This window comes from Nitrosomonas sp. Nm51 (genome assembly GCF_900111165.1).
Taxonomy (GTDB): domain Bacteria; phylum Pseudomonadota; class Gammaproteobacteria; order Burkholderiales; family Nitrosomonadaceae; genus Nitrosomonas.
In genome coordinates this window covers 47,675-70,308 of the sequence record NZ_FOGH01000003.1, presented here as the reverse complement: position 1 = coordinate 70,308, position 22,634 = coordinate 47,675, and the positions used below count along the sequence as shown (strand labels likewise).

The 22,634-nt window shown below is 48.4% G+C and carries 19 protein-coding genes; 6 read left to right on the top strand and 13 right to left on the bottom strand.

The window, feature by feature from the left end; translation table 11 throughout:
- The first annotated feature begins 522 nt into the window (after positions 1 to 522).
- Complete coding sequence (locus tag BMY60_RS02220) at positions 523 to 2,172, top strand: MFS transporter (protein WP_090330867.1); 1,650 nt, start codon at positions 523 to 525, stop codon at positions 2,170 to 2,172.
- Positions 2,173 to 2,452: 280 nt separating this feature from the next.
- Here BMY60_RS02220 and hslU read toward each other — a convergent pair whose 3' ends face one another.
- From hslU to BMY60_RS15940, 11 genes are all read right to left on the bottom strand, one after another.
- A complete protein-coding gene (hslU, locus tag BMY60_RS02215; RefSeq protein WP_090330865.1) occupies positions 2,453 to 3,787 on the bottom strand; it encodes an ATP-dependent protease ATPase subunit HslU in 1,335 nt (444 codons plus the stop codon).
- Positions 3,788 to 3,847: 60 nt separating this feature from the next.
- The gene (hslV, locus tag BMY60_RS02210; RefSeq protein WP_090330864.1) at positions 3,848 to 4,369 is read right to left on the bottom strand and encodes an ATP-dependent protease subunit HslV; all 522 of its coding nucleotides are present in this window, start codon (positions 4,367 to 4,369) and stop codon (positions 3,848 to 3,850) included.
- A gap of 122 nt (positions 4,370 to 4,491) precedes the next feature.
- Positions 4,492 to 5,382 (bottom strand): tyrosine recombinase XerC, encoded by an 891-nt coding sequence (gene xerC / locus BMY60_RS02205; RefSeq protein ID WP_090330862.1) that lies wholly within the window; start codon positions 5,380 to 5,382, stop codon positions 4,492 to 4,494.
- On the bottom strand, positions 5,366 to 6,073 hold the full coding sequence (locus BMY60_RS02200) for a DUF484 family protein (protein ID WP_090330861.1): 708 nt from the start codon (positions 6,071 to 6,073) through the stop codon (positions 5,366 to 5,368). Before BMY60_RS02200 ends, xerC begins: the two co-directional genes overlap by 17 nt.
- An 86-nt stretch (positions 6,074 to 6,159) precedes the next feature.
- Positions 6,160 to 6,987 (bottom strand): diaminopimelate epimerase, encoded by an 828-nt coding sequence (gene dapF / locus BMY60_RS02195; RefSeq protein WP_090330860.1) that lies wholly within the window; start codon positions 6,985 to 6,987, stop codon positions 6,160 to 6,162.
- A 15-nt stretch (positions 6,988 to 7,002) separates the two neighbouring features.
- Positions 7,003 to 7,512 (bottom strand): GNAT family N-acetyltransferase, encoded by a 510-nt coding sequence (locus tag BMY60_RS02190; protein ID WP_090330859.1) that lies wholly within the window; start codon positions 7,510 to 7,512, stop codon positions 7,003 to 7,005.
- Positions 7,513 to 8,042: 530 nt separating this feature from the next.
- Positions 8,043 to 8,714 carry an ATP-binding cassette domain-containing protein gene (locus BMY60_RS02185; protein WP_090330857.1) on the bottom strand — a complete coding sequence of 224 codons (672 nt, stop codon included), beginning with the start codon at positions 8,712 to 8,714 and terminating at the stop codon, positions 8,043 to 8,045.
- 15 nt (positions 8,715 to 8,729) lie between these two features.
- Entirely contained in the window at positions 8,730 to 9,899 is a 1,170-nt protein-coding gene (gene devC / locus BMY60_RS02180) for an ABC transporter permease DevC (protein ID WP_256250635.1), read from the bottom strand.
- On the bottom strand, positions 9,896 to 10,807 hold the full coding sequence (locus BMY60_RS02175; RefSeq protein ID WP_143057329.1) for an efflux RND transporter periplasmic adaptor subunit: 912 nt from the start codon (positions 10,805 to 10,807) through the stop codon (positions 9,896 to 9,898). Before BMY60_RS02175 ends, devC begins: the two co-directional genes overlap by 4 nt.
- Positions 10,808 to 11,256: 449 nt before the next feature.
- Positions 11,257 to 12,486 carry an EAL domain-containing response regulator gene (locus tag BMY60_RS02170; RefSeq protein ID WP_090330854.1) on the bottom strand — a complete coding sequence of 410 codons (1,230 nt, stop codon included), beginning with the start codon at positions 12,484 to 12,486 and terminating at the stop codon, positions 11,257 to 11,259.
- 145 nt (positions 12,487 to 12,631) lie between these two features.
- Positions 12,632 to 12,838 (bottom strand): hypothetical protein, encoded by a 207-nt coding sequence (locus BMY60_RS15940; RefSeq protein ID WP_218141600.1) that lies wholly within the window; start codon positions 12,836 to 12,838, stop codon positions 12,632 to 12,634.
- A 78-nt stretch (positions 12,839 to 12,916) separates the two neighbouring features.
- On the opposite strand from BMY60_RS15940, the gene nudF reads away from it, so the two are divergent.
- From nudF to BMY60_RS02155, 3 genes are read left to right on the top strand one after another with little or no spacing between them, the layout of a single operon-like run.
- A complete protein-coding gene (nudF, locus tag BMY60_RS02165; RefSeq protein ID WP_090330853.1) occupies positions 12,917 to 13,522 on the top strand; it encodes an ADP-ribose diphosphatase in 606 nt (201 codons plus the stop codon).
- Between the two features lie 39 nt (positions 13,523 to 13,561).
- Positions 13,562 to 14,944 carry an NfeD family protein gene (locus tag BMY60_RS02160; protein WP_090330851.1) on the top strand — a complete coding sequence of 461 codons (1,383 nt, stop codon included), beginning with the start codon at positions 13,562 to 13,564 and terminating at the stop codon, positions 14,942 to 14,944.
- A 4-nt stretch (positions 14,945 to 14,948) separates the two neighbouring features.
- The gene (locus tag BMY60_RS02155) at positions 14,949 to 15,731 is read left to right on the top strand and encodes a slipin family protein (protein WP_090330850.1); all 783 of its coding nucleotides are present in this window, start codon (positions 14,949 to 14,951) and stop codon (positions 15,729 to 15,731) included.
- Positions 15,732 to 15,762: 31 nt separating this feature from the next.
- Here BMY60_RS02155 and BMY60_RS02150 read toward each other — a convergent pair whose 3' ends face one another.
- Positions 15,763 to 19,638 (bottom strand): hypothetical protein, encoded by a 3,876-nt coding sequence (locus BMY60_RS02150; protein ID WP_090330848.1) that lies wholly within the window; start codon positions 19,636 to 19,638, stop codon positions 15,763 to 15,765.
- Between the two features lie 234 nt (positions 19,639 to 19,872).
- Here BMY60_RS02150 and BMY60_RS02145 point away from each other — a divergent pair, with 234 nt between their 5' ends.
- Both BMY60_RS02145 and BMY60_RS02135 read left to right on the top strand, forming a co-directional pair.
- A complete protein-coding gene (locus BMY60_RS02145; RefSeq protein ID WP_143057328.1) occupies positions 19,873 to 20,121 on the top strand; it encodes a hypothetical protein in 249 nt (82 codons plus the stop codon).
- A 461-nt stretch (positions 20,122 to 20,582) separates the two neighbouring features.
- On the top strand, positions 20,583 to 21,245 hold the full coding sequence (locus BMY60_RS02135) for a tetratricopeptide repeat protein (RefSeq protein WP_177166542.1): 663 nt from the start codon (positions 20,583 to 20,585) through the stop codon (positions 21,243 to 21,245).
- 221 nt (positions 21,246 to 21,466) lie between these two features.
- On the opposite strand, the gene BMY60_RS02130 is transcribed toward BMY60_RS02135, so the two are convergent.
- Positions 21,467 to 22,570: a DUF1972 domain-containing protein gene (locus BMY60_RS02130; RefSeq protein ID WP_090330842.1), complete on the bottom strand. Its 1,104-nt coding sequence runs from the start codon at positions 22,568 to 22,570 to the stop codon at positions 21,467 to 21,469.
- Between the last annotated feature and the right edge of the window lie 64 nt (positions 22,571 to 22,634).

Here is a 22,634-nt window from a genome sequence, read left to right as displayed (position 1 = left end):
TTGGTATATTCACCAGTCTAACAGGGCGTTGAAAAACTATCTGGGCTACTGCTGCAGCGTTAAAAACAGGCTGAAAAATGTACATCTATGCGCATTTATTATATAAACGCCGATTTTTACCCGGTACACCCTGCCCCGCCCTCCGGGTGAGCATGATGGCTGTCCGCTGCGTTTTGCTTGCGTCGCCTGCCTCGAAAACGTTTTTCATCAACCTGCAGGTAAAAAACTGTTCAATAATTCCAGTCTTGAGACCTCTACCTTGATCAACATGCACAACATTATCTGCATTATCTGCAGCCCGACCGCTCAAGCAATTCGAAACCTGTATCATTGCCTGCCGGCGGTCTGTGGGTGAGCTTGTCAGCGCCCATGGTCTGTGTTGCGCCTTTTGCAATAGAATAGGCTATTGCCTGCAAGGCACGCCTTGCCATGTACACTGACAAGCTCACTGAACCCGGCAATATCATATTGATAGAGCACTAGAACACATTGAACGCCAAACTTAACTAACAATAACAATCCATGAAAATTTTCTCTGCTACGGGTCTCTTTGCTGTCGTCAGTCACTGGTTCAATGCAAACATAATATCGCTTGGACGGGAGATGCGGCTGTCTTACATGCCGCCGTTGATGGTCTATGTTGCCGCAGGTATTTCGGGATTAACAGGTATAGTTGGAACGTTTTATGTTAAGGAAAAACTTGGATTATCCGCGGAATTTCTGGCCATGCTTGGTTTCTGGATGATGCTGCCATGGGCGTTAAAAATGCCGCTTGGTCACCTGGTTGATCTGATGTGGCGCTGGAAAAGCCTTCTGGTCTATCTCGGAGCCAGCTTGATCATGCTAAGCCTGGGCATCATGATCGGTCTGCTCGGACATACGGAATTCATGGCGTCAATGGCTTCTATCGAAACCTGGTATGTTGTCTCCGCGCTGCTTGCACCGATTGGTTACGTCTTGCAGGATGTTGTCGCCGATGCGATGACTGTGGAAGCCGTGCCGCGTGTTGATGAAAACGGAACCAAACTGGACGCTCAGACGCGCAAGTTGATGCATGTCACGATGCAGACGTTAGGCCGGGTGGCCATTATTGGCGGCGGTATTCTGGTATCGGTGGTGAATGTCTTCTTGCTGCGCGATGCCGCCACGTTACCAGAAGATGAAAAAGAGGCGGTATATTTGCTGGTATACCAGCTTGCGCTCATCATTCCCATGGTATCGGTTCTGGGGGTGATGCTGGCATCATGGCTGCGCAGGCGCAATATCCAGCAATTAGTATCCCAGGGTTACAGCAGGCTGGAATCGGCCAGACTGCTGGCAATTCATACTGAACCACCGCCGGTAAACTGGTGGATTCTGGGTGGCGGTCTGTTTTTTACCCTTACTTCGCTGGCAGTGGGTTTGAGTCGTATGCCGGGGGCGGAAGAAGTGATTTTCCTGATATCCATGTCGATTGTTCTGTTTTTAATGTGGCGGTTGACGAATGAGCTTGAACCTGAGGCGCGTCATGTTCTTGTGGGAACTGCATTTCTGGTGTTTATTTTCCGCGCCATTCCGGGACCGGGTGCCGGTTCAACCTGGTGGATGATCGATGAACTGGGCTTTGATCAACAGTTTCTTGCTGTGCTATCACTGGTTGGAGCCACCCTGACGCTATTCGGCATGTTCATTTTTCGGCGTTTTATGGCAGAACGTTCTATCGCCTATATTATTGGTTTTCTGACGATCGCCGGTACTTTTTTATCGCTGCCGATTATCGGCATGTATTTTGGTCTGCATGAATGGACTGCCGCATTGACGGGTGGTGTCGTGGATGCGCGTTTTATCGCGCTGATCGATACGGCGCTGGAATCTCCGCTGGGGCAGATCGCCATGATACCGATGCTGGCATGGATTGCGAATTCCGCGCCGGACAAACTCAAAGCAACGTTCTTTGCGGTAATGGCGTCGTTTACCAACCTGGCACTGTCCGCTTCACAGCTGGGCACCAAATATCTGAATCAGATTTACGAAGTAACGCGTGAGGTGAAGGACACAATTACCGGTGAAATCGTCATACCAGCAGACTATAGCGAACTGGGTCACTTGCTGATAACGGTAACCATCATTGGTCTGGTGTTGCCGGTCGCATCCATTGTACTGGTGAAACGCTCACGTTTTCGCAATGCATGATCCGGAAACTCAGTCTGTGCAGCTGGTAAGCAGCTTTGTGAAAGAGTAGCCGCCACTTACCTTTCCCGCTGACTGCACTTTACTGCGCAGACGAATGCAAACACGCGAAATGGGCGGTAGTTTGCCAGCTTATCATGTAAATAAACGAAAGTGGTATCAGTATAATGGTGACTAATCAAGTTTGTTCATCGATGCACCAGCAGAAGTCGAACGCTTGTTTTCTCTCCTTGTGATTGTACTTGTAAAGCATCTCTGCCCAGAGATGCTTTTTTTATTTTGCCTACAGCACATAACGCGCCAGATCTTCGCTCTGGGCTAAATCCCCCAGACGCTCGTCAACATACGCTGAGTCAATTTCAATAGTTTTCCCACTCTGTTTAGGCGCATTAAATGAAATATCCTCCAGCAGCTTCTCCATAACAGTATGCAAACGCCGGGCACCGATATTTTCAGTTTTGTTGTTAACGGAATAAGCGATTTCGGCAAGACGCTTGATTGCATCGGGTGAAAATTTGAGTTCAATACTTTCTGTTTTCAGCAACGCTTCATACTGTCGTGTCAGGCATGCATCGGTATTGGTCAGGATTTGCTCGAAGTCACTGACGCTCAGGCTGGTTAGCTCAACACGTATCGGAAATCTTCCCTGCAGTTCGGGAATCAAATCGGACGGTTTCGTCAAATGAAATGCGCCGCTGGCGACAAAAAGAATATGATCCGTTCTGATCATGCCGTATTTGGTGGAAATCGTAGTGCCTTCCACTAACGGCAGCAAATCGCGCTGCACACCCTGCCGGGAAACGTCGCCGCCCGACACATGACCGGAACGGCTGGTTATTTTGTCAATTTCATCCAAAAAAACGATGCCATTTTGTTCAACATTCTGAATTGCATTGAGCTTCAGTTCTTCATCATTGACCATTTTGGCGGCTTCCTCTTCGAGGAGCAGCTTTTTAGCTTCACGAATGGCCAGTTTTCGTGTTCTTTTCTTTTCGCCGGTCATATTCTGGAACATCCCCTGAATTTGGGAAGTCAGATCTTCCATACCCGGGGGTGCGAAAATTTCCATACTGGCGCGGGGCGCGGCAATTTCGATATCAATTTCCTTATCATCGAGATCACCTTCTCGAAGCCTTTTGCGAAATTTCTGCCGTGTTGAATTGTTCTCTTCGGTAGTGCCGGGGTGGGAATCAAAATTACGCGCCGGCGGCAATAATGCGTCAAGAATCCGTTCTTCGGCGCGGTCTTCCGCAAGCGGCTGCTTTTTTCTGGTTTCTTTTTCGCGCAACTGTTTAATTGACGTTTCAACCAGATCCCTGATAATCGAATCCACATCGCGTCCGACATAACCGACTTCGGTAAATTTGGTGGCTTCTATTTTAATGAAAGGCGCGTCCGCCAGCTTGGCAAGACGCCGCGCGATTTCGGTTTTACCGACACCCGTGGGGCCGATCATGAGAATATTTTTGGGCGTGATTTCCTGACGCAGTGGATCAGAAATTTGCTGCCTGCGCCATCGGTTCCGGAGCGCAATGGCCACTGCACGTTTGGCAGAGTTCTGCCCGATAATATGCTTGTCCAGTTCATGGACAATTTCCTGTGGCGTCATTTGAGACATGATTTTAGTGTAAATGTAATGTTTAAAAGGATGCGGTATGAATATGCAGGAAACCGCGAATTAGTTTATAGATTCGATGACATGTTCCTGGTTGGTGTAGATGCACAGGTCAGCGGCGATCGTCAACGCTTTACTGACAATTTCCCTGGGCGGCAATTCCGTATTTTCCAGGAGTGCGCGCGCTGCCGCGTGTGCATAAGAACCACCGCTGCCTATGGCGGCGAGCCCGTATTCGGGTTCGATGACATCGCCAGCACCGGTGATGATCAGTGTCGAATCTTCACTGGCGACCACTAACATGGCTTCAAGTCTGCGCAGCATGCGATCGGTACGCCAGTCTTTGGCGAGCTCGACCGCGGATCGCATCAAATGACCGTGATGTGCTTCAAGTTTGCCCTCGAAACGTTCGAATAATGTAAATGCATCGGCCGTTCCGCCAGCAAAACCAGCAAGAATTTTTTCATGATAAAGTCTGCGGACTTTTCTTGCACTTGACTTGGCGACGACTGCGCCGAGGGTAACCTGACCGTCCCCGCCAAGTGCAAGGCTGTTCCCGCGTCTTACTGATACGATTGTTGTCATTGGTATTTTTTATGTGCCTGAATAATTCAAATAATGAATTATACCTGATTAAAGCCGGCCTATTTTGGCAGAAACCGAGAACGGAAAAACAAGCGGGCGGTTTTCCGATAGCATCGATTGCGTTATTTCTTTTTCGCGCGGGGATGCGCGGCATCGTATACATGCGTCAAATGCTGAAAATCAAGGTGTGTATATACCTGGGTAGACGTGATATGCGCATGTCCGAGCATCTCCTGCACGGCACGCAAATCGCCGCTTGACTGTAACAGGTGTGATGCAAATGAATGCCGCAGGATGTGCGGATGTACATTTTTGTGCAGACCTTGTTGTCTGCTGTGCGTTTTCAATCGATGACTGACTGTTCTGGCGCTGATTGCGTTACCGTGCTGAGACAAAAACAGCGCATCGACACCGGATCTGGCAATTTTGTTCCGGTAACCCGTCCATTCCTGCAGAGCTTCAATTGCCACTTTGCCAACAGGTACAATACGCGTTTTTCCACCTTTGCCGGTAACCCGCACCGTACCGTCCGGAAAATCAATATCATTGGTCCCGAGCTGCGCCAGTTCGGCCAGCCGCAGCCCCGAAGAGTAAAACAACTCGAACATGGCGCGGTCACGGATTATCAAGGGGTTTACAGCGGTAAAAGTCAACAGTTGCGCGGCTTCATCTGGTGACAGCGCATGCGGCAGCTTTTTGGGCGACTTGGGAACGCGTATTCCGGTGCATGGATTATGATGGAAACCGTGTTCACGTATCAGAAAGTGATAAAATCTGCGCCAGGCCGATAACATACGGCCCAAACTTCTGCCGGAGTATCCTTTGCCATGCAGTTGTATGATGACCTGACGGATATGCTGCGGCTGTACATGCCCCACTGTGGCGGGCGCGAGTTGCTTGAACAGAATGTGTATGTCATGGGCGTAACTTTTACAGGTATGTGCTGACAAGCGGCGTTCGCTGACAAGATGCCGATTAAAAGCCGTTGCAAAAGATTCAGATTGGGTGTCCATCTGGCGGGTGCTGGTGTTGATTTTGTGACGGATTGCTTGCAGACAGCGTGTGGCGCGCGATTGAAGCACTGATAAGTTCGCCGAGCCGTTTTAAATGCAAAGTACCCATATCGGCATAAAACCGTTCAATCTCCGGACTGGCCAGCACCAGCAGGCCGGTGGGCCGGGTGGTGGTAAGCGGTATCATGGAAAAGGATTGCAAATGCTCGGCATTCTCAGCAAATAACGCTTTGATCCCGTCGGCGACGTGGTTGCCGCAATATGGCTGGTTCAGGCTTGCAGCAATGGCATGGACATCTTCACTTGTTTGAGCAAATTCATCATAATCCTTATTTTCCAAGTCAAGCCCCCATATTCGCATGACAAAATAAGGAATAGCGAAATCCTCCTGCAGGCAATATTTAAGTCCGTTTAAAAAATCGTCGAAATTGTATGCAGTCAGTAACGCGATTGTCAAACGATGCATTTTCTCGCTGATAGCATCGTTTTCCTCGCCAAAGCTGATCAGCTCCAACAGCTTGTCCTGAAGCACTTTATTTTTGTCTCTAAGCGCGATCGCCTGCCGTTCATGCAATGAAACCACATTATTCTGATGCGGATGCGGGATTTGCAGATCGTTCAATAAATCAGCGTATTCATTAAAAAAGTCGGGATGATTTACAAGATAATGCGCAACATCTTCCGTTTTCATTATTTTTCCTTGATGCCTGAATATTTAGTCCCAGGGTATAATTGAATGCATGGTGTAATCAAGCTGCATTGAATCTGGCAGTTGCCTTACAGGTTAATCTCACCTTCAAATACAGTCACGGCAGGTCCAGTCATCATGACTGGTGTATTATCGCCTCCCCAGTAAATAGAAAGATCGCCACCGCGTGTACTGACTGTTACCGGGGTGTCCAGTAAGTTTTGCCGGATTCCGGCCACCACTGCGGCACAGGCGCCTGTGCCGCAGGCCAGTGTTTCTCCCGCACCCCGCTCAAATACCCGTAACAGGATATGCTGACGGTTCTGAATCTGCATGTAACCGACATTGACCCGTTTGGGAAAACGCGGGTGTGTTTCGATGAATGCGCCTTCGTTGCTTACCGGCGCTGTTTCAATGTTTTCAACAATCCGTACCGCATGCGGATTGCCTATTGACAACACGCTAATTTTAACAGTCTTTCCTTCTACATCAAGTAAATAAGTTACGGCCTGTTTATCAGCGATGAAGGGAATCTGTTCTGGCGCAAACCGCGGGGTACCCATATTCACCGTGACGTCACCATTTTTTTGCAATACCGGCGTGATTTCACCGCCAAGCGTTTTGACCTTGACCGGGTTTTTTTGTGTCAGACCACGGTCGTGTACAAAGCGAACAAAACATCGCGCACCGTTGCCGCACTGCTCCACTTCACCACCGTCGGCATTAAAAATCCGGTAAAAAAAGTCGGCGCCACCGGTTGCCTTCTCCACAAGCAGAACCTGATCGCAACCGATGCCAAAATGACGGTCAGCAATAAACCGTATTTGTTTTTGACTCAATGAAACGTTCTGGTTGATGCAGTCGATAACAACAAAGTCATTGCCGAGGCCGTGCATCTTGGTGAATTTAATATTCATCTAAAATGAAATGGTTCAAATTGAAACGCGAGGTGTTATCGACATCAGGTAATCATTCATAACAAAACCGCCACCGATATCGACGACACTGTCCCCGGTGATCTCAAATCCATAATGCCGGTAAGCCTGAATGGCAGTGTAATTCTGTTTGTTGACAGTCAGAATTAATGCGGTGCAGTCGGCACAGTGCATTGTCTTAACGGCGTCATCAACCAGCATTTTGCCATAACCTTTGCGGTGATGGCCATGATGTATATACAATTTATCGATTTTCATTACATGTTGCATGCTTGTGCGCATGCAACATGAAAAGCCGATGGTTGTTCCGTCTTTAACCAGTTTCTTCCACCAGATATTTTCTTCAGTCAGTTGAGATTGAATCAGCACTGGGCAATAACGTTGCGCCAGCATATAGTGGATCTGTGCGTTCGACAGCATGTCGCGGTAATGTCTGAACCAAATTTCTCTGGCCAGTAAAGAAACTGAAGCAGGGTCTGTTTTTGTCAGTGGCAGGATGTTAATCATCAAATGGTTTGCTGCGAGAATCCGATTGAAAGCAGGATTGAGGAACTTACAAACAACGCAGAAAAAAGCGTTTATCCGTAGTGTTCGTTGAATAATGGTTTGGTTTGGGTTGTGAAGTGGCCTTTCAGAAAGGCTGCTGAAAGCAGGCTAACAGCGCGCTAACGACGCTTGTTAACGATACTTTCAGTCTGCCGATTTTCGTTTTTATTGATGTTCTGCTGGTACATTATGGTCAGGCTGTATGGTCTGTCCATAGCTGTCCGGGTTAGGTGAATCCGGAGCTGATGGAGAACATGCCATAAACAGAAATGCAGACAGCAAAACAAAAACAAGTGCTAATTTCTTCATATAATTATAGTCCATTGAGATTGAAAATGACCGGTATCATTTTGTGATATACGAAGTAACGATAGTACCTGTAATGTTTTTGTCGAATTTTGATCTATATCAAGCCTTAAGAATGATGCATTGTGCGCTCGCGGCATGTTCAGACAACAGGCCATATTTTAGCAAACAGTTACCCGCTGATTCTACACAGCTTTAACCACACCATCTTCCAGTTCAACAACACGGTCGGCAATATTGAGAATACGGTAATCATGCGTGACCAGCAGGATGGTTGTATTCGATTCTTTGGCAAGCCGCTTTAAAATCTCTACGGCGTCATGTCCACTTTGCCTGTCCAACGATGCTGTCGGTTCGTCAGCCAAAATTATTTTCGGTTGTCCTGCCAGTGCTCTGGCAATTGAGACGCGTTGCCGCTGGCCGCCGGAAAGCGCTTCCGGAAAGTAATGCAGATGGTCTTCAAGCCCCACTGCCGCCAGTATCCTTTGCGCACGGTCCTGCCGTTCATGTTCGGTTAAATCTTGATACATTTCCAGCGTCATACAAACATTCTGCAAAGCAGTCAGCGACTTGAGCAGGTTATGTTGCTGAAAAATATAACCTGTCTGGCGGCGTATTTTCACTTTAGCCAGTTCATTGCTATTGACCAGCTGTTCGCCAAGAATCACTACACTGCCGTTCGAGGCCTGACGCAACCCGCCAATAATAGTGAGCATTGTGGTTTTTCCAGAACCGGACGGCCCGGTCATGAGCACAATCTCACCTTTCTGAATGGCAAGGTTGACGCCATTTAGAACCGGTTGTGTCAAGGTGCCGCTGCCGAAACTGAATTTCAGATTATTGACATCAATAATCATTATCTTCAAAGCGCCTCAGAACATATCCGCCGGATTGGCTGATTTAAGCCGGTGTATTGCCAGAAAGCCTGCAACAATGCACATAAGCAAGATGAATGCGAAAACCGTGATGATTTTATTTAGCGTCATTGTCATGGGTAAAAAAATCTGCGATTCGGCCAGATCGTACAGACTGTTTGAAAGTAAAAGGCCGGGTATGAAACCGAGAATGGCCAGAATGAGCGCTGAGGAAAATACCACGCGGATAAAGTAATGATGCTCATAACCCATTGCCTTTAATGTGGCAAATTCAAACCGGTAATTGGTAATTTCGGTAAAAAGTATCTGGTAGACAATAACCATTCCCACGACAAGCCCCATTACGGTACCAAAATCGAAAATAAAGCCAATGGGCGCTACATTTTCCCAGTACCTTCTTTCATGATCGCGGATCTGCTCGTAGCTGTATACCTTTACAAATTCATTCAAATGCTCGCGCAGCTCACTTTGCACTTGCTGGACAGATGCGCCGGGTTGCAGACGTACAACGCCGATATCAATTTTATTTATCTCTCTTTCCGGAAAAATCCGCATAAAATTCAGGTCACTGGCCACTAAATTGCCATCTGCTGCAAATGAGATGCCCAATTGAAAAAGACCAATAATTTTAACTTTATAATCATTAACTTCCGTTCTATCCTGGCCGGATTGTATTAACTCGCCCACCGGGCCGAATTCAGGACGCGACAGTTCATCAAAGACGACGGTATCCTTGATTCTTAGGGGATATTTCAGTTCTTTTAAAGAGTTAACATTTAGAAGCTCCATATCCGGATCAAACCCATAGACCATCAATGTCCTTTTAACATGGGTATTAATGTTTTTAAAAGATGCGAGCGACAGATATAGCGGAGCGACTTCAGTCACCGCCGGATGGCCTAATGCGCGCATAAGTTCGCTGCGTTCAAATTGAACCGTGCGCCACAACGCTTCACTCTGCTGATGTATCAGGAATAAATCACCGTCGAGTTTCAACGGCATGGAAGCCGCACTGGTATAAAGTGAATCTTTAAAGCCCAGCTGCATAAATACTAGTACACAGGCAAACAGTACGCCACTAGTAGCCGCCACCAGCTTCGGCTTGTCATGAATTAATTGCCGCCAGGCAAGCCGGGCGGGAAAATACCATAGATTAAAAATTTTCACGGTTTGATTTGAACGCGTACTTGACGGAAAACCTGATGTCTAAGCTTATTGACCGCCTCGGACTCCAGTGTCAAACGTACTTCTACGATTCGGTTATCTCTGTCCGCCAATGGATCTGTGTCGTTCAAATCGTTTTTTTTAACCTGGAAGCCCAGTTCTCTGACTTGCGCCGTATAAGTGCGTTCAAAACCGATGGCATTGATATGCGCCGTTTGTCCAATCCGGATTTTAGGTAAATCCGATTCATAGACTTCGGCAACGATATCCAGTTGTGTTAAATCCGCCATTTCAAGGAGCCCTTGATCATTAATTCTTTCCCCGGGGCGCGTCAAGATTTTTAAAACGGTTCCGCTGATTGGCGCCAGAATGATTGTGTTTTCGAGTTCCGCTTCAGCAATCAGCAATTGAGATTTGGCATTATCGATATCCGCCAGCAGACGCTCAACGGTTAATTGCGATTGCCTGAATGCCAGATGTTTGTTTTCCGCATGAGAAATTGTCGTCATCGATTGTCGCGAAAGCGATTCGTAGCGCTGGTATTCTTTTTGATTGTATGCCAATGTTGCCTTTTCGGCAGCCAGTTGTGCTTTGAGCGCCTTAATACGGGTTTTGGCGGCATCGACTTCGGCAAAACTTTTTTTATAGTCAGATAGCAATGCCAGTTGCTGTCCCAATTCAACCTGATCCGATTCCTGAAAAAAAAGCTCAGCGACTCTGGCTCCTTCCGGACCGGCATTATGAGAAACCCGGATTACTCTGGAACGGGGCTCGATATAACCCAGCGCGCCGATACCCATCTTTTTGCCGGCAGTTGCCGGCAGTGTGTCAGCATGCACGGTAAAGACGCTTAGACTAACCGAAAAAAACAACAGGATCCCATGCAAGAAACGATTGGATAGCTTGCTCAACTTAAGGCCTCAGTTGACTGATGCGAGACGCTATCCATATGATATTGCCGGGCTCAGTGCGTTTGTCAGTGACCATGGCAGGGCATGCCTTGCAGGCAGCAGCCGTTCTATTGTCGAAAGACACAACGCAGACCATGGATGCTGACAAGTCCACCCACAGGGCGCTATCATGGTGTCCTGCAACCGCGTTACAGTGCTTGAAAAGGGAATAACCCTTTCCTGCGTGCTGTGCCTTGTTGCATAACACCACGGTAACGCTGTATCCGGCAATATCACATGGATAGAGTACTAGTGATAGCATAAACGGTATAAAATATCATGGTTGCATTTACTCACCCAAATGAAAATCGTGTTACGAAGTTTGTAGCGTGTTACTGTTAGTTTTTGCCGTACCGCAATTTTTGTAATGAAGAATTGCTGCTAGAATGTTAATAGCGCGAAGCGCCAGGTCAAGCAGAATTCACTATCAGACCGTTGTGCACACGGCTTTCCCAGTCGCTCATCCATTGTTCGAAATTTTCAGCCTTGAGTGGTTTCGAAATAAAATTCCCTTGGGCAAAATCACAGCCTGTCCGCCGTAAAAAAGTCCAGTCATCCGCATCCGCCACGCCTTCGGCGACGACCTCCATACCCAGTTGTTTTGCCATCGAAAGACTGGCGTCATACATAGCGCGCAATGTTTCGTCCGACCATGCGCGGTGCACAAAACTCTGGTCAATTTTAAGCTCGTCAAACGGTATGTCGCGTAACTGAGCCATTGATGAGTGCCCGGTGCCAAAATCATCAATTGACAAATGAAACCGCTTGAGGCGCAACCGGGTCAGAATTTCGAGCGGTACGCGCGAATCGGTGTCCATTAATTGACTTTCCGTCACCTCAAGTACAATATTTTGCGGCGATAACCCGTTTTCAATGGCTAAATTGACAACCAGATCCTGAAAATCCAGTGATGTCAGATTATCCATTGAGACATTCGTTGCCACACGCAAGACGACGCCGTTTTCCTGCCAGATACGTGCTTGTGTGAGCGCCTGCTTCAGAACCTGGCAGGTCAGATCGTTGATCAGCCCACACTGCTCGGCAATACTGATAAACTGCCCCGGCAGCACCAGCCCATCTGTTGGATGATGCCAGCGCACCAGTGTTTCCGCGCCAATGACCTCGCCCGTAGCGACAGCTACCTTCGGCTGATAATAATTGACCAATTCGTGGTTGGATATTGCCGACCGAAGCGCCTGTGCGCTGTAAGCTTTTTTTTCGGATTCCGACTGCTGTTGTGCCTCAGGCGGCGCCCATTTTGTGATAATTTTGGTCAGTTTGTCGGGATTGACGGGTTTGTGCAGATACCCCAGCATAGGTATCCGGTGCGCATGCACAAGTTTTTCCGCTGTTTTCAGCATCCGCTCATCCTCACCGCTGACCAGAATGAGGCTGCCCGGGAATTGTCGTTCCACCAGATAGCGGACAAATTCGATGCCATCCATATTTGGCATGTTGAGATCAAGGAGGATCAAATCCGGGCGCGTGTCGGCCCGGTCAATTCTGGCTAGCGCGTCGGTTCCGTTATCACACGCGTCCACTGATTCAAAACCCTGATTATTCAGCATCTTGGTCAGTATTTTGAGCATGAACGTGTCGTCATCGACTATCAGGATATTGATTTTGGGGGCACTATGCATAATTTTTCTTTTTTAAATACTGCATATTCAGAAACTGCAACATAACAATGTTGTTCCCATTAAGCAATGATTGTCAAAAAATTTTATTTGTTAGAACAGAGCCCGAATAAAAATTCAATCAACCTCTTTTCCAACAACCCTGAATCTAGCAGGGGAATAGGAATTGTGCAATGAAATTGGGTTGAGCATGCATGGTGTTTCTAACGCTTAAACCGTCTGCAAGACGCCTCATATAGCCAGCTGGTGCTGCAATACTGACCTGAACCAGTCCGGTTCTGTCAAGTGCGGCGCTGGTGAAATAACCGGTTATTCGTGCTTTTTTTGTTGAAACGTCAATTGGTAACTTTTGCACTTGATATTTTCCCGCACTATACTGACTGACTGTGAATCAAATGCATTAAAAATGCATTAACAGCGCAGAGGAGGAGTAATGACTAATGACAGGGATCTGCAGGTTCTCGAGCAAACAGTCTGTTATCAGGGGTTTTTTCGTATTGACCGGTACCGGTTGCGGCACCGTTTGTTCAGCGGCGGGTGGAGCCAACCCATCATGCGTGAATTGTTCGAGCGTGGTCATGCGGCGGCTGTGTTACCTTACGATCCTGACAGAGACGAAGTCATTCTGATTGAACAATTCCGTATCGGCGCCATGCGTGCGCCAGGTGGTCCGTGGTTGTTGGAAATCGTTGCCGGCATTATCGAAGACGGTGAACAGGCAGAAGATGTCGTCAAGCGCGAAAGTATAGAAGAAGCGGGTTGCACTGTTGCCGATTTGATTCCTTTGTATGATTATCTGGTTAGCCCCGGCGGCATGACCGAGCGCGTTGCCCTGTTTTGCGGCCGCGTCGACACAGCGCGCGCAGGCGGTGTTTTTGGTGTGGCGCATGAAGGTGAGGATATCCGTGTGCATGTTGTCGCATACAGCACTGCGTTGCAGTATCTGAAGTCAGGCAGAATCAATTCCGCCAGCGCAATCATTGCATTACAATGGTTAGCGCTAAATCGCGATCATGTTCGGATGCAATGGATGGCATAGTCGGTGTCGCATAAACCGCTCCCGAGGTGAATAAAGAATATGCGCTATTCAAATTTAAACTGCGGTATTATTTTTTTCTTGTTGTTTTTCTGGCCGGGGATACTCTCCGCGCAGAATACCGGACATGCGTTATGGCTGAATGTGAACGGCGCTATCGGTCCCGCCACTTATGATTATCTGCAACGCGGTTTTGATAAAGCGATCGAGCAGAACAACCAGATTATTATTTTACAGATGGATACACCGGGCGGGCTTGATGTCTCCATGCGTGAAATCATACGCAGTATCATCGCATCGCCGGTGCCGGTAGTCGTTTTTGTATCGCCCAGCGGCGCACGCGCGGCCAGCGCCGGTACCTATATCCTGTATGCCAGCCATATTGCCGCGATGGCCCCCGCCACCAATCTGGGCGCGGCAACGCCGGTGCAGATCGGCGGGCTGCCCGGCGCGCCTGACAAGGATATGTTCGACCGGTTTCAGGACAGCGATGAAGAGAGAGATACGCCGCCGGCAGACCCCATGTCGAACAAAATTATCAACGATGCCGTGGCTTATATTCGCGGTCTGGCACAAATGCGCGGCCGCAATGCCGAATGGGCGGAAAGCGCAGTGCGTGAAGCGGCCAGTCTGACAGCGGAAGAAGCGCTGGAGACCGGCGTGATCGATCTGATTGCAGAAAATATTCCTGATTTGCTGGCCAAGATTGACGGGCGTAGCGTCAATGTTTTGGGAAATACGCGGATATTATCCACGCAACACATATCAATCGAGCACTTTGAACCAGACTGGCGCAACCGTCTGCTGGCAATCATTACCGATCCGAATATCGCTTATATACTGATGATGCTCGGCATTTATGCGTTGATTTTCGAATTTTCCAATCCCGGCATGATTTTTCCAGGTGTTGTCGGCGCCGTTTGCCTGGTGCTGGCATTATTCGCGTTCCAGGTGTTGCCCATCAATTACGCGGGGCTGGCGTTGCTGCTTTTCGGTATTGCGTTCATGCTGGCGGAAGCTTTCGTACCGAGTTTTGGCGCGCTGGGTATCGGCGGTATGATTGCATTTGTTATTGGCTCGGTCATGCTGCTGGATACCGGCGTACCAGGGTATGGTGTGTCGATTCCACTGATAGTGACATTCGCTTTATTATCCGCCGCATTTTTTTTGCTGGTATTAGGCATGGCGATCAAGGCGCGGCAACGCCCCGTGGTCAGCGGAGCTGAACATATATTGCACTGTGCCGGTGAAGTGCTGAATGATTTTTCTGATCGTGGATGGATCAGGATCCAGGGCGAGCGGTGGGAAGCGGTGACAACTACGCCACTCAAGCGCGGCGAAAAAGTCCGCGTGGTGGCCATCGACGGACTGGTTTTAAAGGTTGAGCCCGATTCAAATACCGCTACTCAATTCAAGGAGGGTTAGTCTGATGGAAATCGTATTGATTATTCTGAGTATCACCATACTTTTTTTTGCCAGTGCGTTCAGAGTGCTGCGCGAATATGAACGCGGCGTGGTGTTTCAGTTGGGGCGGTTCTGGAAAGTCAAAGGCCCGGGGCTGATTATCATTGTGCCTGTTATCCAGACCATGGTGCGCGTTGATCTCAGAACCATCGTCATGGACGTGCCAAGCCAGGACGTGATTTCACGGGATAATGTCTCCGTTAAAGTGAACGCGGTGATTTATTTCCGCGTGGTTAATTCCGAACGCGCCATCATCCAGGTAGAAGACTTCGACGCAGCCACCAGCCAACTGGCACAGACCACATTGCGCTCGGTACTGGGTCAGCATGAGCTTGACGAGATGCTCTCCAGCCGCGACAAGCTGAACGACGATATTCAGAAAATTCTGGATGAACAGACGGAAGCCTGGGGCATTAAGGTCGCGAATGTCGAAATCAAGCATGTGGACATCAATGAGTCCATGATACGCGCCATCGCCAAGCAGGCTGAAGCAGAACGCGAGCGGCGCGCCAAAATTATCCATGCCGAAGGTGAATTGCAGGCGTCACAACACCTGCTGGAAGCATCGCAGGTGCTGGTTAAGGAACCGCAGGCACTGCAGCTGCGCTATCTGCAGACGCTCACCGAAATTGCCGGTGAGAAAAATTCAACCATTGTATTTCCGCTGCCCATGGAGATCATAGCGCCGTTTCAAAAGATTCTTCAGAAACAGGCGCAAGAGCAGGAAAGCAAGACGGAAAGCACTTGATTTTACTGCGCCCAATCGGATGGCCGGGTGATTATGTCAGGTCATCCGAATAAAGCGCTTTGTCCATATTGGCCCTGATTTTTGCTAACAGCGGGTTATAGGCTTCGTTAGCGACCGGTCCGACAATTTTTTGAGCCAGATCCAGGAAGTTCGTTTTAACAAGCGGGTGAGGCGTTTTTGTGCCTTCGGTATTGCTGACGGCAATTAACCTGCCCATGATAAATTTATCTGCGCCGAGTTGCTGGTGTTTGGTCAAGCTTTCCACAATGATGAAATTATCCGGCATTTTGCCCAGATTGACCGCCTCGTCAATGCTGCTGTTGGTAATATCGATAACCGGAATGACATCACGCTTGTTCACATCGCCTTTTGCATCCTGCCAGGTTCTCTTGACTTCCGTTTGGGTTTCGGATTTGGGCTTGGGCGTGGTTCTGCCTTCTGTGATAACGGGCGACAAGTCTGCGTGGACAATTTTTCCCGTATCGCTTTTTTCAAGATTGGAGCGCCTGTCTCCGCCAAAAACGCCGATTTCGAAGTACGGGTTTTTGCTGATGTATTCACTTTTTTCTACTTTGGTATCGCTCTCATCTTTACCTTGCTGAAATCTGTTGGCCAGTATGCCCGCAGCTACCAGTGCCTGCTCTCCGCTATCCAGATAAAAGACCCGGTAATCGGCAGCGTTTAATTTCGAGATGACTTTTTTCTCATAGAGATCGTCCGTGTCTTTAAATTTTCCAGGGGTAGTATGACTGATGTTGGGATTTACAGTATTGTCCAGAGTAGCGGCCGATAGCAGCATGGCGTATTCCTGCAGCTTGTCGGTCATGTCTGCAGTCATGGCGAAATGCTTGTTTTTCTCCTTTTGGGTCGGCGTTGAGACGCCATCGTACAGCGTGTTCCCTTTTGTCAATAAAATACCGGCCTGCTGAAGCTTGATAAGCATTCTGGATTTCAGCCATTCGTAGACTCTTGTTTTCTCGTCGGATGCGTTGCTGTCTATTTTATGTTTTAACACAATAAAAGCATGCCGCATGGCTGTTTTTAACGCTTCGATGTATAAAACCGGCTGCTTGGTATCGGTTTTTAAATTATCCAGATCGTCGATTTTCGTCAGTGGAACGCCGGTTTTTTTGTTGGCAAGATTTTCCACCAACGCTTTGAGTCCCGGCAACAGCGATTCCACCGGCGCATAGCCCGGCCATAATCTGACGGATTCTCCGGTATCGGCGATGGTGGGCCGTTGAAAACCGAAACTGCCTCTTTCGGTGATCTTTATTTCCTGACCCGATGCCGAGTTAAAGTCTGCAACAATATCCGGAAGGATTTGTTTCGTCGTGTCGTAATCAGTGTTTTTGTATTTGTACTTGGCGGGTTTAGGCACTTTTAGGATCAGACTGGGATGGCCTTCCGAGCCAATGGCGTTTAATACCTGGTTTCCACCCGAAATCGAATTGATCACCGTACTTATTTGCGTGATCAGCGCGCCTCTGTCCTGCAATAGCCCGTCATGAAAATTTTTGTTGGCGAATGAACCGCCGGTTTTGTCTTTTAACGCTTCTTCCTGCTTTTCAATTAATGTATCTGTTATGGATGCGTCATCATCGACGGAACGGCTGATCTTGGGAGCGGTATCAAGTTTGGGGTCTTTGAAAAACGTTCCTTTCGCCTTCTTTTTGTCGCTGGAGACGCCGATGATTTCCTGCTGGTCCTGCAGTATTTTAAGGTTATGAGAAGGCAGGCCCGCTGAGGCGACTCCCTTTTGTCCTCTTCGGTAGGTAGCTGCACCTTTGGTTCCGGTTGACTTTATCCAGCCCCCGTCCTGAAGCCCCAACAAAGCAGGGTTCAGCGGCTGGAGCAAATCCTTGGTATAGACGCCTTCCTGGGATAATAAGTCCTTGTACTGCTCATTCAAGGGGTGATCTTTATTGCTTCTGGCATATTTTCCCTCGCCTGCTTTCTCCCGGTCGAAACCCTGGCCCATACCGGCATCAAACGAAGCGATATGCCGGTGAAAAAATATCAGCATGGAGAGGAAATCCCCTCTAATATTATCAAAACTGATATCTCCGAGTCCTGTCAGGTTTTTATCGCCCAGCAGCGCATATAAAAGCTGGGTGTATTTTTTTTGTGCCTTTTGGGCCGAAGATCCCTTTTTTGAGATGTCATAGCTGTCATACCATTCTTCATTGGCAAACATGTTCAGCCTGGTTGTAGCGCGCACTTCATCCGGCTTGGTTTTAAGCGCGGGGTCGGTTTTTGCGGTGTTGACCCATTGTTCCGCTGTGGCATTACCGTTGTTTTTGTCAAACGCTTTTACGAGTGCAAGCAGGTGTTCTTTTTCCCATGTGCCGATGTTTAACAGTTTCCCCCAGTCTGCCGGAGAACTGTTCCCGGTCTTTTGCGCGAATGCCAGACCGATCTCGGCTTCGGAACCGGCCAGGGTTTCCGGTATGTACGTGCCTGCAAAAAATGCAATGGTTTCGTCGATATGATTATTTTCCGCCGCTTTTTCCCATAGGCTTTTGATGGCCGCCAAACCGCAGACTCTCCCCACCGCCGTCATGAATCGGGTAAGCCTGGTCAGGGATTCGTATTCCAGGCCATCCAGAAAGCCGGCTGCGTTCGTGAGACTGGGCTTGTCTTTGGTGCCTTTGGCTTGTTCCTGAAAAGCATTGATTTCGGCAATGCTTCCTTTGTTGCCTGCTTTCTCGATCAATCCAAGCGTGGCAACTATATTATCGGCGCCTGCGTCTTTAATGAGTTTAACCACATCTTCAATCGGATCGGTGCGGTGATTTTTGTTGATCCGGTTGAAAATCTGCAATTGTTTGTCGAAATCATTTTTAAACAACTCAACGATTTTGCTTTTTCGCTCCTCGGTGCCGGCCAGCAGGATGAGTGCAGTTTTTTCCCGCAGTGGCTCGTTTTCCGTGTCCTTTTCAAAGTCTTTTATAGTCGTTTTCTTTTGCTTTAGCTGAATAGAAAATAGCTCGCGATTTTTTTTATAAAACTTTTTTATATTGGTAAAGTCCAGCGTTTTTAAAGCGGAACCGGATATTGAAGAAGACCGGTCTTTTCCCAGGCTGTATTGGATGTCTTCATCTTTTTTTAACGCTTCATTGAAGTCGTAGATGGGTTTAAATAATTTTTCAAGTTTGCTGTATTGTTCACGGTGTTGTTTTTCGATCGATTCTATTTTTTGACTGGATTCCTTGAAATCATTATTCGTTGCAATGGCGTTAGCGATCTGATCGTATGCTGCGTGATACAACGGTTCGTATTTAACAAAAAGATTTTCAAATTTCTGAGCCAATTCATTCACTTCGGGCTGCGGGATTTCCTGAAAAGCCTTGATGACCGCTTTCAGGCATTCCGACGAGCCATCGGTATGACGATTAAAAACCTTATCCTTTTGACTTGAGAGCGCCCTGCGCTCGTACAGGTCCTGGGTAATTTCTTTTATCTCGGCATGCAGCTTAATGACCTCTGAATAATTGGCGGCTTTCAGTTTTTCGATGGTTTCATCTTTTTTCGTTTTGACAGATTCCAGTTTCGCGTCGGCATCGTATTGCAGCTGGATGACATGGCGCTGCACAACGTTTGTTTTTGCATTCGCCTGGAGGCTGGCTTTATCGTTCCCAGCTGCAGGTTGTGTCCTGGCGGATAACGTCGAAATGGCGTATTGCTGCTTTGTCCGGATGCTGTTATTGACCATTTTCTGAATGGCCGCCAGCTGTTTTACCCGTTCGCTGCCGTTGATTGTTTCACGCAGTTTGTTACGGGCTGCGGTTTCCGGACGATTATCGACAAACTGTGGCACGTTTCCACTAAGTTTCTGTTTTTTAGCGGTATTCTCTTCAACGGATTTATTCTCATTTTCCGGTTTTTTGTCTGCATGCATATTCATAACCGTGTTTCCAGAAGCTTTGTATCGATTGACAGCTTACTGATTTGGCATTCTGCAATGCCTGTGAGTCAGCACGAAAATAAGTCGAGACGAATGCAAGAAGTGGTACTCGATAGAGAAACTTGCAAAACCCAAGAATTAAGCTGAATTACCGGCCCGAACGGCCAAAAAATGCAAGCGGCATGTCCACAAGTGATAAAGCTGAATTGTCAAAAACTCGAAAAAGATCAACAAATGAAAAGACTGCATGAGACTTTATCACAAACCTGGCGGAACATACAAAGTTCGTTATTTCCCTGGTTATCAGAAGAATCAGGTCCATTAACGAAAAAGCAGCAGGAACTGGTAACCACGCTGGAATTGGTTCGTATAGAAGAATTCATCATTACTTATCACGGTTATCCAGGGCGGGACGGTGGTATACCGGTGAGCGGGTTATTAACATCGGCATCGACAGCGACGGTCAAGCAGCAATGCCTTTGACGTACATGACCGCTGAACGGGTCGTTAATCTGTATGACCTGATAGACTCTACCTGTGATGTATCGCGGAATCCGGTGCTGAAAGCGCGTAAATTACGGCTGAAGCTGTCCGTTATCACGAACGCAGTACGGTTGAGCGCGTCAAGCGTGCTTGAAAGACGAATCTGGCGGTCCCATGGTGCGTGTGCGCGGCCATACCAGGGTCATGTGCTATCTGATGTTTGGCATTCTTGTTCCGGCAGCGAATCAACCGATGACTTTAGTCACGTGAAAGTGATCCGTTTTTAGTCATCAATAGATATGCCGGATTTTGGAAAAAATGATGATATAACCCCGCAACAACACAAAATCAGAACTGTCGATCAAAAAAACCGGTCTTATAGGCAAATACCGAACTTTTTGCGGTTAACGCGTGAAAATTTTGCAAGAGGCTCACTATTTAAAATTATGCGGAGAAAAACTATGAAAATTCGTCACTGGTTCAATATTCTGGTTTTTACTACTCTGGTCAATGCACTGATTCCGGCTCATGCCGACACAGATAGTGATTATCAGGACGCGCTGAGTTTATATCGGCAGGGGCAATTGAGAGAATCGCTGACTGCTTTGGATCGGATCATTCAATCGAATCCGGAATATGCAGCAGCGTATTATAGCCGATGTGTGGTCAACTACGATTTAGGCGCGCTACGTGATGCGTTAAACGACTGTACGCAAGCGCAAATGCGTGCGCCGGACCATAGCCAGGCGTGGTACATGCGCGGTTTGATCCGGTCGCAAAATTTTGGAGACAATCAGGGCTCGCTTGCCGATTTTAGCCGCGCCATTGACATCGACCCGGATTACGGCGCTGCCTACCTGAAACGCGGTAACGCCCGCAATCGTCTGGGCGACCTTGCCGGCAGTATTGAAGATTATTCTCAAGCCATTCGAATCGATCAAAACGATGCGGATGCGTTTTTCAATCGTGGCGTTGCGTTATTCAACAGCGGCAACGTCGAACAGGCGAAGTCCGACTTAAAACAGGCGGAAACGCTGTATCAGCATCAAGGGAACAACGAGGGCAAAGAGCGGGCGGGCAACGCGCTGACTGTGATCCGCCAATCAAATCAATCTGATCCTTAAAGCAGACTAGTCAAAAAAACCAGTGCTTATCCAGACGATATAGCCGGGGTCAACGCAGCCCATGAACACTGACAAGCTCACCCACAGGGCGCTACCGCACCTGAAGGGGGAACAGCCCGTTCTCCAGTCGGCAACAATACAACATCTTGTTCATACGCACTAGAGTTTCGGAGTTCATTTTTACTGGAATAAAACAAAATAGAAATATACGGTTATAAAAATCAGAAATCGAACTGCTCGATCAATTGAAGATACTGTTGATTGATGGTGTCCCAGGTAAACAGCGTCCTGTGGCGTTGCTGATTAGCGGCGCGGATGGCGTTGCACAGGTCCTGATCGGCAAAAATCCGGTCAAACAGCTCACAGCAGCGGTCGACATTTTCAAAGTACAGGTTGTCGGGCCCGGCGACCCAGCGATTGAATTTGTTGTCGTGCGCAATCACCGGTGAGCCCGCTCCGAGGGCCTCGACCAGTGACGGATTGGTACCCCCGACTTGATGTCCGTGAACGTAGGCAGTTGCGAAGTAACGCAACGCCTGCACGGTAGCGGCGTCGTAAATAGCGCCAGGGAACACCACTTCACCGCTGGCCGCCGCAAACACCTGCTCGCGGTACGCGGGGCTGGCTTTATCGAAATCGCCGAGCACCATCAGCTTTTTGCGGCGTATATGGCGGGAAAACGCCATGACGATTTCCAGGATAGAGTTTTCCGGTTCAGGTCTGGCAATCACAAGGGCGTACTGACCGGGCTGCAGGCCGTAAGCGTCAAGCAGCGCAGCATCACAATCTGTCAGCGCGTCCGAACCGTAGGGAAGCATGGTGATCTTTTGCCGGCTTACCCGTGTCGCCAGATGATTTTCTATTTCGGGGTGATCGGCCACCAGGTGATTTCCCAGCCAGCATCCCGCGCGCTCGTTCAGGTAGAGCCAGGTACGCGCCATGAGAGACCACTTCCCCCGCTTCCATTCAATGCCATCCATATTGATCAGGTTGGTCAGTCCCTTGAGGCGGAACAGCACGCAAAACACCGCGGTGTTGTATCCCAGCGTCAGTAACAGGTCTTTGTGGGCGGCAGCGTGGACGGTGACTTTCCAGTCAAACACGATGGTACCGAATGCGCCGGATTGCGATACCGGAATATGGACCCGCTCGATACCTTCCCACTCGCTGCAGGTGGTGTCGGTGCCAGCGTCCTCCTGACAATAGACGATGACTCGCCAGCCCTTTTTGACCAAAAACAGGGCAAAGTGCTCCGCGAAAGTTTCAAAACCGCCGTGTTGCGCAGGGATTCCTCGAGTGCCCAGAATTCTTAACGTTTTTGGCATTGTTCTTGTAATTCGAAGGTGACTGGTAATCTTCTGGTGAATAGCCGAGAGCAATCATGGTGCT

Coding starts and splice junctions, on each gene's coding strand:
- BMY60_RS02220 (WP_090330867.1), top strand. CDS start 523: ATGAAAATTTTCTCTGCTACGGGTCTCTTTGCTGTCGTCAGTCACTGG.
- hslU (WP_090330865.1), bottom strand. CDS start 3,787: ATGTCTCAAATGACGCCACAGGAAATTGTCCATGAACTGGACAAGCAT.
- hslV (WP_090330864.1), bottom strand. CDS start 4,369: ATGACAACAATCGTATCAGTAAGACGCGGGAACAGCCTTGCACTTGGC.
- xerC (WP_090330862.1), bottom strand. CDS start 5,382: ATGGACACCCAATCTGAATCTTTTGCAACGGCTTTTAATCGGCATCTT.
- BMY60_RS02200 (WP_090330861.1), bottom strand. CDS start 6,073: ATGAAAACGGAAGATGTTGCGCATTATCTTGTAAATCATCCCGACTTT.
- dapF (WP_090330860.1), bottom strand. CDS start 6,987: ATGAATATTAAATTCACCAAGATGCACGGCCTCGGCAATGACTTTGTT.
- BMY60_RS02190 (WP_090330859.1), bottom strand. CDS start 7,512: ATGATTAACATCCTGCCACTGACAAAAACAGACCCTGCTTCAGTTTCT.
- BMY60_RS02185 (WP_090330857.1), bottom strand. CDS start 8,714: ATGATTATTGATGTCAATAATCTGAAATTCAGTTTCGGCAGCGGCACC.
- BMY60_RS02170 (WP_090330854.1), bottom strand. CDS start 12,486: ATGCATAGTGCCCCCAAAATCAATATCCTGATAGTCGATGACGACACG.
- nudF (WP_090330853.1), top strand. CDS start 12,917: ATGACTAATGACAGGGATCTGCAGGTTCTCGAGCAAACAGTCTGTTAT.
- BMY60_RS02160 (WP_090330851.1), top strand. CDS start 13,562: ATGCGCTATTCAAATTTAAACTGCGGTATTATTTTTTTCTTGTTGTTT.
- BMY60_RS02155 (WP_090330850.1), top strand. CDS start 14,949: ATGGAAATCGTATTGATTATTCTGAGTATCACCATACTTTTTTTTGCC.
- BMY60_RS02150 (WP_090330848.1), bottom strand. CDS start 19,638: ATGAATATGCATGCAGACAAAAAACCGGAAAATGAGAATAAATCCGTT.
- BMY60_RS02145 (WP_143057328.1), top strand. CDS start 19,873: ATGAAAAGACTGCATGAGACTTTATCACAAACCTGGCGGAACATACAA.
- BMY60_RS02135 (WP_177166542.1), top strand. CDS start 20,583: ATGAAAATTCGTCACTGGTTCAATATTCTGGTTTTTACTACTCTGGTC.
- BMY60_RS02130 (WP_090330842.1), bottom strand. CDS start 22,570: ATGCCAAAAACGTTAAGAATTCTGGGCACTCGAGGAATCCCTGCGCAA.